The organism is Arenimonas sp. (assembly GCF_019459675.1).
In the GTDB taxonomy this organism is placed as follows: domain Bacteria; phylum Pseudomonadota; class Gammaproteobacteria; order Xanthomonadales; family Xanthomonadaceae; genus Arenimonas.
Map to the genome: position 1 here is coordinate 1 of NZ_JAIBFH010000482.1, position 11,557 is coordinate 11,557.

The 11,557-nt window shown below is 68.5% G+C and carries 10 protein-coding genes; 7 read left to right on the forward strand and 3 right to left on the reverse strand.

Going from position 1 to position 11,557, the window contains the following annotated elements; all coding sequences use genetic code 11:
• Positions 1 to 604, reverse strand: a 604-nt coding sequence (locus K0M70_RS15835) for a VWA domain-containing protein (RefSeq protein ID WP_290783677.1), incomplete at its 3' end; no start/stop codon positions are given.
• 221 nt (positions 605 to 825) lie between these two features.
• On the opposite strand from K0M70_RS15835, the gene K0M70_RS15840 reads away from it, so the two are divergent.
• The 4 genes from K0M70_RS15840 (at position 826) to K0M70_RS15855 (ending at position 4,394) form a co-directional block, all read left to right on the forward strand.
• The gene (locus K0M70_RS15840) at positions 826 to 1,731 is read left to right on the forward strand and encodes an alpha/beta fold hydrolase (RefSeq protein ID WP_290783679.1); all 906 of its coding nucleotides are present in this window, start codon (positions 826 to 828) and stop codon (positions 1,729 to 1,731) included.
• 102 nt (positions 1,732 to 1,833) lie between these two features.
• Positions 1,834 to 3,090, forward strand: a complete 1,257-nt coding sequence (locus K0M70_RS15845) for a cation:proton antiporter (protein ID WP_290783681.1) — start codon at positions 1,834 to 1,836, stop codon at positions 3,088 to 3,090.
• A 77-nt stretch (positions 3,091 to 3,167) separates the two neighbouring features.
• On the forward strand, positions 3,168 to 3,740 hold the full coding sequence (locus tag K0M70_RS15850) for a CIA30 family protein (protein WP_290783683.1): 573 nt from the start codon (positions 3,168 to 3,170) through the stop codon (positions 3,738 to 3,740).
• Positions 3,741 to 3,866: 126 nt separating this feature from the next.
• Positions 3,867 to 4,394, forward strand: a complete 528-nt coding sequence (locus tag K0M70_RS15855; protein WP_290783687.1) for a type 1 glutamine amidotransferase domain-containing protein — start codon at positions 3,867 to 3,869, stop codon at positions 4,392 to 4,394.
• A 60-nt stretch (positions 4,395 to 4,454) separates the two neighbouring features.
• Here the strand turns inward: K0M70_RS15855 and K0M70_RS15860 are convergent, their stop codons facing one another.
• Complete coding sequence (locus tag K0M70_RS15860; protein ID WP_290783690.1) at positions 4,455 to 7,352, reverse strand: two-component regulator propeller domain-containing protein; 2,898 nt, start codon at positions 7,350 to 7,352, stop codon at positions 4,455 to 4,457.
• Between the two features lie 163 nt (positions 7,353 to 7,515).
• On the opposite strand from K0M70_RS15860, the gene K0M70_RS15865 reads away from it, so the two are divergent.
• Entirely contained in the window at positions 7,516 to 7,848 is a 333-nt protein-coding gene (locus tag K0M70_RS15865; RefSeq protein WP_290783693.1) for a hypothetical protein, read from the forward strand.
• Between the two features lie 63 nt (positions 7,849 to 7,911).
• Here K0M70_RS15865 and K0M70_RS15870 read toward each other — a convergent pair whose 3' ends face one another.
• Positions 7,912 to 9,342 carry an Hsp70 family protein gene (locus K0M70_RS15870; protein ID WP_290783696.1) on the reverse strand — a complete coding sequence of 477 codons (1,431 nt, stop codon included), beginning with the start codon at positions 9,340 to 9,342 and terminating at the stop codon, positions 7,912 to 7,914.
• Between the two features lie 214 nt (positions 9,343 to 9,556).
• On the opposite strand from K0M70_RS15870, the gene K0M70_RS15875 reads away from it, so the two are divergent.
• Both K0M70_RS15875 and K0M70_RS15880 read left to right on the forward strand, forming a co-directional pair.
• Positions 9,557 to 10,984 carry an SPFH domain-containing protein gene (locus K0M70_RS15875; protein ID WP_290783699.1) on the forward strand — a complete coding sequence of 476 codons (1,428 nt, stop codon included), beginning with the start codon at positions 9,557 to 9,559 and terminating at the stop codon, positions 10,982 to 10,984.
• Positions 10,985 to 10,996: 12 nt separating this feature from the next.
• On the forward strand, positions 10,997 to 11,557 hold a 561-nt coding region (locus K0M70_RS15880), incomplete at its 3' end, for a M14 family metallocarboxypeptidase (protein WP_290783702.1).

The window sequence follows — 11,557 nt, forward strand, 5'->3', positions numbered from 1 at the left end:
GCCCCGAAGCCGGCTGGTAGCCCCCCCCGGTGTTCGCGGCCAGCCACGCCACCTTCGCGCCTGCGGCCGGGGTCAGGCCTAAGCCGATCACGTGCGCAGTAAAGTTGACGCCGCTGTTCTCAAGCTCTGTGGCCAGCGCGCAGGGATCGGCCGCACAGGTTTCCAGGCCATCGGTCACCAGCACCACGGTGGCGGCTTCTTCGGTGTAGCGCAGTGCCTCGGCGGCTTGCTTCACGGCTTCGGAAAGCGGGGTCATGCCAAGGAAGCGCATGCGGTTGACGGCGTCCAGCACCTGGGCCGACGTACCCGGCGCCGGCGGCACCATCAGCTCGATGTCCTTGCAGTCGCCCTTGCGGCGGTGTCCGTAGGCCACCAGGCCCAGGGTCTGGTTGGCCGGCAGCTTGGACACCACGTCGGCAACCGTTTCCCGGGCGATCTCGAGCTTGGGCCGGCCGTCAATCTGGCCCCACATCGAGCCCGAGCCGTCCATCACGATCAGCGTACGGGCGGGCTTCGCCTCCTGGGCGAAGGCGGGCGTTGCGATGGCGAGCACGATGGCGCCGGCCAGCAGCGCGGGGCGGAACGGGGTGGGCAAGGCAGACATGGGGCAAGACTCCTGGAGTCGCGGTGGTGGGTCCTGGCAGCTACGCACCTTCGAAGGCGATCCGGACATGGGGGCCGCGTGATGCTTACTGGCGCCGGGGTTGACGCTCGGGGACAATCTGGACAGGCGCAAGCCGCGCCCCGCGGTCCACCGGACATGGCCTACCGACAACCCCATCAGATGCGAGCGTTTCCGTGATCCGACCCACCATAGCGCGCCCCATGAACCACCAGGCGGCGGGCGTATGGCTGCAGGAGCTCACTGCGGGAAATCCTGTTTCCGCGCATGACGCCGCCGTCCATCTCGCGCTGCGTTTCCAAGGCCACCGGCTGCAGGCGCGCCGCGGCGGCGAGGGCCCGGCGCTGTGGCTGATCCACGGCTTCCCGACCTCCAGCCGGGACTGGCGCGGCGTCTGGCCGGCGCTGGCCGAGAAGTACGAACTGTTTTCGCTGGACATGCTGGGCTTCGGTACGTCGGCCAAGCCGCGTGGCTTCGCCTATTCCATCGCCGCCTCGGCCGACCAGTGGGTGGCGCTGGCCGAGGCCACGGGCGTGGGCGAGGTCGCGATCCTGGCCCACGACTATGGCAACACCGTGGCGCAGGAATTGCTGGCGCGCCAGCGCGAGGGGCAGCTGAAGTTCCGCATCACGTCGGTGGCGTTCCTCAACGGCGGGCTGTTTCCCGAGGCCACGCATCCGCTGCGCCTGCAGCGCCTGCTGGCCAGCCCGCTGGGCCCGCTGCTGGCGCGCCTCACCAGCGAGCGCCGCTTCACGGCCAACCTCAAGCAGGTATGCGCCCGGCCCTGGCCTGACGGCGAGATGGCCGAGGCCTGGCAGCGCCTGTGCCGCGACGGCGGCAAGGCCGTGATGCCAAAGCTGCTGCGCTACATCGCCGAGCGTCGCCGCCACCGCGAACGCTGGGTGCACGCGCTGCTGCAGGCCGGGGTGCCCATCGCCCTGATCAACGGCCTGGAGGATCCCATCTCAGGGCGCAGCATCGTGGCCCGCTGGCGTGAGCTGCTGCCGGCGGCGCCGGTGTTCGAACTGCCTGGCGTGGGCCACTACCCGCAGGTGGAGGCGCCCGAAGAGGTGCTGGCGGCGTATGGGGCGTTTGTTGGTGCGCTATAACGGTATTGGCCGCGCTGCCTGCGCGGGCATTGCGCGCTTTGCCGGCGTTACCCAAGACGCTGGGTGGCTCCGATTAAGCCAGCACCGGGATACTGCCCACCGATGGACGAATACAAACTCGCGCTGACCCTGGTGGGCCTGGCCCTGCTGGGCGCGGCCTGGGTACCCCACCTGGTCAAGCGCAACGCGCTCACCGTTCCCCTGCTTTTCGTCGCGGGCGGTGCCTTGGTGTACATGCTTCCCTTGCCGCTTCCGGCGGCCAGCCCGCAGCGCTACCCGCTGATTGCCGAGCGCTTGACCGAGCTGACGGTGCTGGTGTCGCTGGTGGGCGTGGGCCTGCGCATCGACACGCGTTTCGGCTGGCGCCGCTGGCGTCACACGTGGCGGCTGTTGGGCATCGCCATGCCGCTCACCATCGCGGCGGGAATGTGGCTGGGCTATGCCTGGATGGGCTATGGCTTTGCCACGGCGCTGCTGCTGGGCGCGGTGCTGGCACCTACCGACCCCGTGCTGGCGTCGGACGTGCAGGTGTATGCGCCGGGCGAGGGCGGCGAGGATCCGGTGCGCTTCGTCCTGACTTCGGAAGCCGGGCTCAACGATGGCCTGGCTTTTCCGTTCGTGGGTTTGGCGATTGCGCTGGCGCTGGCCACCGCCGGCGAGCCGATGGACTGGGGCCAATGGCTGGCGGTGGACCTGCTGTGGAAAGTGCTGGGCGGCATCGCCATCGGCTGGGGCGTGGGCTATGGGCTGATGCACCTGATCTTCCGCACCGAGCGCGAACCGTCCCTGTCGGCCAGCAGCGACGGGCTGACGGCGCTGGCGATCACGCTGACGGTTTACGGCGTTGCCGAGCTTTGCCACACCTACGGTTTCCTCGCGGTCTTCGTCGCCGCCCTGGTGGTGCGCCAGAAAGAAAGCGACAACAACTACCACAAGATCCTCGATACCTTCGCCCAGCAGTGCGAAAAGCTGCTGATGGCGCTGATGCTGCTGCTGCTGGGCGGCGCGCTGGCGGGAGGAATACTGTCGCGGGTGTCGTGGCCCGAAATCGTGTTCGCACTGCTGTTCGTTCTGGTGGTGCGTCCGCTGGCCGGCTGGCTGTCGCTGCTTGGCACCGACCTGGCGCAGCGCGACCGCTGGGCCATTGCCGTCTTCGGCGTACGGGGCATAGGTTCGCTTTACTACCTGGCTTACGCCGTGAATCACGCCCGATTCCACGACGACGAGGAACTGTGGGCGCTGGTCTGCCTGGTAGTGGTGTTTTCCATCGTGCTGCACGGTTTGAGCGCCGCGGCGGTGATGCGCTGGCTGGACCGGCGTCGGCGGGGCGAGGGGGCGGACGGGCCGACGCAGGCGTAACCCTTCGGGTCGGGCAGGGCGGCCGTCGCACCAGGTCCCTCACGTGGCGGTGACGCCTGCGGCGTTCGAATGCCGTCATGAAACCAATTCCCGCCACGTTGCTGCTGATCGGCCTGCTGCCCCTGTTGGGCGCCGCCTCTGCCCCGGAGTCCGCCATGCGTACCTTGATGAACTTCGACAGCAGCCCGCAGGAGCCGCGCTGGGTTGCGGTGAACGACGGCGTGATGGGCGGCCTTTCCAGCGGCGGCCCGGTGATGGGCGACAACCAGTTGGACTTCAGCGGCGTACTGTCGCTGGCCAACAACGGTGGTTTTTCTTCGGTGCGCACCGTGGGCCGTGACTTCGACCTGGGCGACGCCACCGAAGTGGTGCTGCGCGTGCGCGGCGACGGCCGCAGCTACCAGCTGCGGCTGGCCACCGATGCCCGTTACCGCGGCCTGTCGGTGTCCTACGGCGCCGAGTTCAAGACCACGGCGGGCGAATGGACGCAGGTGAGGCTGCCGCTGTCGTCGCTGCAGCCCACGGTGCGTGGCTTCGCACTGCAGGGCCCGCCGATGGACGCGGCGAACGTACGCGAGATTGGCCTGCTGATTGGCGACAAGCGCGAAGGTGCTTTCGCACTGTCGGTGGACTGGATCGCCGTGCAGTAGCGCCCGGAAGAAGTTATTGCAGCGTGACAGCATTGGAAAAGGCGCGTTGTTCCGACGGGGGTGTTCACCGTAGGGCAAGTGCGCGGTGATCATACTTGTGCTCCCCCCGAATGAGTGGAGCCAGCCATGAGCAACGCCAAACGTATCGCCATCCTCGCCACCGACGGCTTCGAGCAGTCCGAACTGATGGAGCCGCGCGCTCTTCTGAAGAAGGCCGGGTACACCGTCGACGTGATCGCGCCGGCGCCCGGCAAGATCCGCGGCTGGAAAGGCAAGGACTGGGGCGACTCGGTGGACGTGGACCTTGAGCTTGCCCAGGCCAAGCCCGGCGACTATGCCGCGCTGGTGCTGCCGGGCGGCGTGATCAATCCCGACAAGCTGCGCATCGACGCCGGCGCCATCGCCTTCATCCGCGCTTTCGACAAGGCCGGCAAGCCGGTGGCAGCCATTTGCCACGGCCCCTGGCTGCTGGTGGAAGCGGGCGCCGTCAAGGGCCGCGAACTGACGTCCTGGCCGTCGCTGAAGACCGACATCGAGAACGCCGGCGCCCGCTGGAAAGACGCCGAAGTGGTCGTGGACGGCCACCTGATCACCAGCCGCAAGCCCGACGACATCCCGGCCTTTACCCAGGCGGTGATTGACGCAGTGGGTTGACGGGATCACCGGCGTTGCGCAGCGCGCAACGTCGGCGGTCGTCGGTGTGCCGGGCTCCCGTCAGGACAGGATCGCCCGGTTCCGCCCCTCGTCCTTGGCGCGGTACAGGGCGACGTCCGCCGCGCGAAGCACGCCGTCGGGTTGTCCGCCCGGCGGCGGCACCAGGCTTGCCACGCCCACGCTGAGCGTGACGATGCCCGCCGCGTCCGAAGCCCGGTGGGCAATACCCAGCGCCCGCACGGCGTCCAGCATCTTCTGGGCCACCGCCATGGCTTGATCCGGTCCGCAGTCGGGCAGCAACACGGCGAACTCCTCGCCGCCGTAGCGCGCGGCCAGGTCGGCTTCACCGCGCACCGCGCCGGCGATCGCGCCGGCGACGGCCGCCAGTGCGGCGTCGCCTTCCAGGTGGCCGTAGGTGTCGTTGTAGTGCTTGAAGCTGTCGATGTCGGCGATCAAAACCGCCAGCGGTGCACTGCGCGCGGCGTGGTGATGCCACGCCTGCAGGAATTGCCGGTTGAACTCGCGGCGGTTGGCGATGCCGGTCAGGGCGTCCAGCGCCGCGATGCGCACCAGCTGCTCGTTCGCCTCGCGCAGGGCGTCGGTACGCTGGGCGACTTCGCGGGTGAGTTCGCGCTCGCGCCGGCGCGCGCCGCGAAGGCGGAACCACACCCCGGCGCCGATGATGCCCAGAAGCGCCAATGCCGCGATCAGGCGGAACCAGGTGGTCTGGTGCCAGCGCGGCACGAGGGTGAAGGCGAGGCTGGCTCCGCTTTCATTCCACACGCCGTCGTTGTTGCTGGCGGCCACGCGAAAGACATAGTCGCCCGGCGGCAGGTTGGTGTAGCTGGCGCTGCGGCCGGCCGTAGCGACGCTCCAGTCGCTGTCGTAGCCCTCCATGCGGAAACGGTAGCGCACGGCCGAAGGCGCTACGTAACTCATGGCCGCGAACTGCAGTTCGATGCGCTCGACGCCGGGGCCAAGCCGGCCAGCGTTGCCGGGGTCTACGTCCGCGCCGTCCACCAGCAGACGCTCCACCTGCACCGACGGCGCCTGAAGGTTCATGCGCACGTTGGCCGGGTCCACCACCACCACGCCATTGGCCGTGCCAAACCACAGGCGGCCGTCGCGGCTGCGCCGGGCCGGCGTCTGCGAGGCGCCGTTGGCCTGGGCGTTGAGCATGCCGTCGCTGACGCCGTACCAGGCCGGCTGCATCACGGCGTTCTCGTCCTGATCCAGCGCGGCCAGGTCTGTTTTCGCCAGGCGGGCGATGCCGCGGTTTGAACTCACCCAGAAATGGCCCAGGCCGTCGTCCAGGATCGCGAACACGGCGTCACCGTGGAAGCCTGCGCGCTGCAGGTAGCGCGTGGCCACGCCGTCGCGCACGCGCACCAGGCCCACGCTGGTGCCCAGCCACAGGTCGCCGTTGTCCGAGGGATGGAAGGCGAACACGCTGCTGCCGGGCAGACCGTCGGTGCCGCAGCGGTCCAGTACGCCTTTGTAAAGGCATCTCAGGCCACTGCGCAGGCCAATCCACAGGCGTCCGCCGGGATCTTCATAAAGCGCGCGGGCGTCGTCGCCGCGGGTGGCTTCCAGCGGCTCCACGGTGTCACCCACGATGCGCGCCACGCCCTGCAGCGTGGCGGTCCACAGGCCGCCCGCCTGCGCCGGCGCGAAGGCGAATGCGATCGTGCCCGGCAGCCCGTCACCGATACCGAAGCTGCGGGCGCTGCCGTCTGGCTTGAAGCGCGTGACGCCTTCGGTGCCCGCCACCCAGAGGTGGCCATCGGCCGTGGTTTCGATGGCGCGCACCAGCTGGCTGGGAAGCTTGGCGTTGTAGGCGGCGGCGGGCACCAGGCCGGGCTCCTGGTAGCGCGCCAGGCCGGCGCCGTCGGTGCCCACCCACAGCGCGCCGCTGGCGTCCTGGTGTACCGCGCGCACGGCGTTGGAAGCCATCTGGCCCGTGACGGTGATCAGCTTGGACTGGCTCAGCCGGTGTATGCCGCTGGACGTGGTGCCGATCCACAGGCTGCCTTCGTGGTCCTGGAACATCGAGCGCACGGTTTCGCCGCGCATGCCCTTGAGCGTTTCGTCGCAGTCGAAGCGGCTGGCGGAAAGCCGGCATATGCCCTTGTCCAACGGTGCGAACCAGACGTTGCCGTCGCGGTCGCCGTGGATCGAGTAGACGCGGTCGTCGTCCAGGGCGGAGGCGCGCGGGTCGCGCTGGAAGCGGCCGTTGGTGAAGAATGCCGGCCCGTCCTGGGTGCCGGCCCAGGCAACGCCGGCCGCGTCCATGGTCAGGCTGTAGACCGCGTTGCTGGGCAGGCCGCGGTCCTGGTCGTAAACCTCTACCTGGCCGCTGTGCCAGCGCACCACGCCCAGGCCGTCAGCGGCTATCCATACCCCGCCGGCCGGGTCGGCGACGATGGCGCGATAGAAACCGCGCGGCGGAAAACCCTCCTGCTCGCCCAAAAGCTGCGGCACGCCGCCCACCACGCGCACCACGCCGGCGTTGGTGGTGAGCCACAGCGCGCTGTCGCGGTCGGTGACGATGCCGAAGATGCTTTCCACGCCGGAGGGCAGGGCGACTGGCTCGAGTTCGCGGCCGCTGCGCCGGTACAGGCCGCCGTTCAGCGTGCCGACCCAAAGCGTGCCGTCAGGGTCGGCGCTGACCGCGGTGATGGCGGAACTTTTCAAGGCCGGCTCAAGGCGCGGATCGATCGTGTTGAAGCCGGCGCCGCTGTGGTGCACCAGGCCGCCATAGGTCGCCAGCCACATTGAACCGTCGGCGCGCTGGGTGATCGACAGCACGGTGCCCTGCGGCAGCTGGTTCTCGTACCAAACGTGGGTGAAGTGGCCGATGGCGCGGTCCGGGTCCAGCGCCTGCGCCGGCGCGGCGGCCAGCGCGATGCCCAGGACGGCAAGGCCCTGCAGCGCTCTGCGGATTGGTTCACAAAACACGGGTCATTCCGTCATTGTTCCAGCCCATCGGGGACCCGATGTTAGCGCAGCTTGCGGGACGGTCTGCGTGCGCCGCCGCGCATTTCGCAAAGTGGCCGGTGCGGGGTTTGGGCCGCGTTGTTGCGCGTTTATCGCCCGTCGCTGGTCGGCGCGGCGAAACCGCTTGAGCCTGATCCAGATCAGGGCGCCCGACGCTGCGCCAAACCACCATGACTGCCACGGCGCCACACCGGCGCGCACGCGAAGAGGGCTTGCCATGCAGTTTCATATTGCTCTTGCCGGGTCCGGCCCGGACCTGGAACGTTTCCGTGGCGCCATGGCCCAGCGTGATCCGGCCGCATTGGTGGACCGCGATCCGCTGGGCCAGCACCTGCGCGTGTCGGCCAGTCTGTCATCGTGCGAATTGCAGGATGCGGCGCGGTCGGTGGGCTGGCACCTGGCTGACGACCAGATCGTGCCACAGGCCTCGACGTGCTGCGGCGGCTGCGGAGGCTGATCCCGGCGGGGCCAGTGCACGTGGTTCGCGGTGTGCTGCCGATCGCCGCCTGACCGCGCCGGGCTAAAGCGATGCGGCTTTTGCCAGGCCCGACACGATCGCCAGCGAAGGCTCGCCGCGCACCAGCGCCACGCCCGGGTAGCGCGCCTGCACGGCCTGGGCCACGTAGGGTGCCGATGAGCCGCCCCCGGTCAGCAGGATGCGCGAGGGCTGCGGCAGAGGCGCGCTCTGCACGGTTTCCAGCAGGCGATCGAGCCGGGTGATGAAGAAGGACGCCGAGGCGGCCAGATCAGCCTGTTCGGCGGTGGCGCCCAGGCCGGCCTCGATGTAGTCCAGCGACGCCGCGCCTTCGGGCTGGGTGGAAAGGTGGATCTTGAGCTGCTCGGCCGCACGCGCCATGCGAACGGTGTTGGCGTCGGCCTGCAGGGCCAGCAGGCGCTCGCGGTAGGGCGGCGCGTAGTCGCGGAAGTCGTAGCCCTTGAAGGTGGCCTGGCGCACCACGTCCGAGACCATCGCCGCTTCGGAGTAGATGTGGTTCGGGGACGTGCCGATATTGCGGCCGAAGTGGCCCATGAAGCGCAGCAGGTTCAGCCAGTAGTCCACGTCGCTGCCGCCGGTGGCGTCACCCCAGGACTGCAGCGGCACGAAGTCCTGCGCACCGCCGGCCTGCGCCAGGCACAGGTCGCAGGTGCCGCCGCCGATGTCCACCACCAGCACCACGTGCCGATCGGGCGCTCGCAGGTGGTAGTCCAGCGCGGCGGCCTCGGGCTCGTACATGAAATCAATGTGGTCGAAACCGGCGGCGGTGGCGGCTTCGCGCAGGATCTCCAGCGCCTGCTGGTCGCCTGCGGCGCCCATAGAACTCTTGAAGTGCACGGGGCGGCCCACAACGGCGCTGTCGACGTCGTGGCCCAGGTGCTGCTGCGCGGTGATGCGGATGTGCGACAGGATGCTGGTGAGCACGGTCTGCACCACTTCCTGCACGCCGGGCAGAAGCCGGAATCCGATCATGGACTTGGGCGACTGGAACAGGCGGCCGCGCGGGTCGTCGATGTAGGCGTCGATGGCGCCTTCGCCGAACTGCGCCGACGACAGTGAGTCGCGGGCGGTGATTTCGCGGGCGTGCTGTTCCTGCAGCCAGCGCCTGCGGATGGTGTTGACGGCCTGTTGCGTCAGCGCTTCGTCGGACTGCACCACGGGTTCGGGGATGGCCAGGCGGTTGGCCTGGCTGCCGGGCCTTGCGGCTTCGGCGAGGCGCTGGCGATGGTCACGAAGCTGGCGTTCCTGGTCGCGCTTGCTCGCGCGCACCAGCGTCAGCACTTCGTCCTCCAGCGCCGCGGTGAGCTCGAAATCCTCGCCTTCGGGCAGCTCGCGCGGGAAGTAGGCGGCGGTGCGGAACTGACTCTGGTCGCCGAACGGCACGTGCACCAGCGTCCCGTCCACCACGCCCGCGGCCGCCGAATAGCTGGTGCCAAAATCAATGCCGATACGCATGGGGAATCCAGCTGCCTTTACCGGGCAAACGCCCCCGCCCCCCAAAATACCCAACCCACCAAAAAACCCCGCAAAATCAGGAACCGGGTCACGTTCACTTATTGAGTGGACCTGACCCCGTTCCTGCGGCCCGGCGCCAACGGTGGGGCCATCGGCTCCCTGGCGGAGGCCCGCCGTTATACTTGGCATTCCGCCCCCGTCATCAGGAATCCCCATGCTCGGCACGTCCATCGTTCTGCTGGCCGTCGGCCTCGCCGTCGCACTCGTCGCGGTTGTCCTCTTCTTCTGGGTCATCGCCCTGCGCCGCGTGGTGCCTGTGAATGAAGTGCACATCGTGCAGACGCGCAACAACACCGTTTCCTACGGCAAGGGCTTCGACAGCAACACCTACTACGAATGGCCGTCGCGCCTGCCGCTGATCGGCCTGCAGCGGGTGACGCTGCCGGTGTCGAACTTCTCGATCGACCTGCCGGACTACGCCGCGTACGACAAGGAGCGCGTGCCGTTCCTGGTGCACGTGATGGCCTTCTTCCGAATCAGCGACTCCAACACCTGCGCCCAGCGCGTGGCCTCGTTCGAGGAACTGAAGGAACAGCTCACCGCCATCGTGCAGGGCTCGGTGCGCACGGTGCTGGCCGCGCACGAGATCGACCAGATCATGCTCGACCGTAGCCGTTTCGGCGAAGCGTTCACCAAGGAAGTGCAGCCACAGCTGGGCGGCTGGGGCGTGGAGGCCATCAAGAACATCGAACTGATGGACATCCGCGATTCCAAGGACAGCGACGTCATCCACAACATCATGGCCAAGCGCACGTCGGGCATCGAGCGCGAGTCGCGCCTGGTGGTGGCCGACAACAGCCGCCAGGCCGAGATGGCCGAGATTGCCGCCAAGCGCGAGATCGAGATGTCGCGCCAGCTGGCCGCTGAACAGGTGGGCCTGCGCACGGCTGAAAAGGACAAGAACGTGGGCGTGGCCAACGAGCAGGCTTCCCAGCAGGTGAAGGTGCAGCAGCGCGAAACCGCGGCCAAGGAAATGGACGTGGTGCAGGTGAAGAACGTGCGCGGCGCCGAGATCAGCCGCGAAGTGGCCGTCATCACCGCCGCCCAGGCCAAGGAAGTGGCCATCGTGCAGGCCGACGCCGCCAAGCAGGTGGCGATTGTTTCGGCCGAAGGCACCAAGCAGGTGGCCATCGTGTCGGCCGAGGGCAACAAGCAGCAGACCGTGCTGACCGCCGAGGGCCAGCTGGAAGCCGCCAAGCGCAACGCCGAGGGCATCGCGCTGGAAGGCCACGCCAAGGGTTCGGCTGAGACCGCGATCCTGATGGCGCCGGTGGACGCGCAGATCAAGCTGGCCGAAAAGATCGGCAGCGACCAGGGCTACCAGACCTACCTGCTGGGCATCCGCAACATCGAAGCCGCGCAGGCCGTGGGCATGGCGCAGGCCGAGGCGCTGAAGACGGCCGACGTGAAAGTGATTTCCAATGCGGGCTCGCCCGGCAAGGGCCTTTCGAGCGTGATGGACCTGTTCTCCGCCGACGGCGGCACCGCCGTGGCCAGCATGCTCGAGGGCCTGGCGCAGTCGCCCGAAGGCAAGAAGGTGCTGGAGAAGTTCGTCAACAAGCCCCAGGACGACAAGAAATAAGGAGACCGGAAAATGACCAATGCCCACCCGTACCCGATCGGCACGCCCGGCCAGCCCTGGGGTCCCGCGGAAGTGGCCGCATGGCGGGCGCAACAGGCCGTCCAGCGCAGCTACGCCGACGACGTGATCAAGCCCGTCGAGACGCTGCGCTCTCGTTTCGACGTGATGGATTACGGCCGCATTTCCTACGGCGCCGATGAGTACCCGCTGTTCGCACTCAAGTCCCGCGATTGGGACCCCGCGCTGCCGTGCGCTCTGGTGACCGGCGGCGTACACGGCTATGAGACCAGCGGCGTGCACGGCGCGCTGCAGTTCCTGGACCATCACGCGGGCGACTACGCCGGACGCTGCAACCTGCTGGTGGCGCCCTGCGTGAGCCCGTGGGGATACGAACGCATCCAGCGCTGGAACGGCGATGCGGTGGACCCCAACCGGCAGTTCCGCGAAGGCGGGCAGGCCGAAGAGTCGGCCGCGCTGACGCGGCTGGTGGCGTCGCTGGGCGCGCGTTTCGTGCTGCACATCGACCTGCACGAAACCACCGACACCGACGCGTCGGAGTTCAGCCCGGCGAAG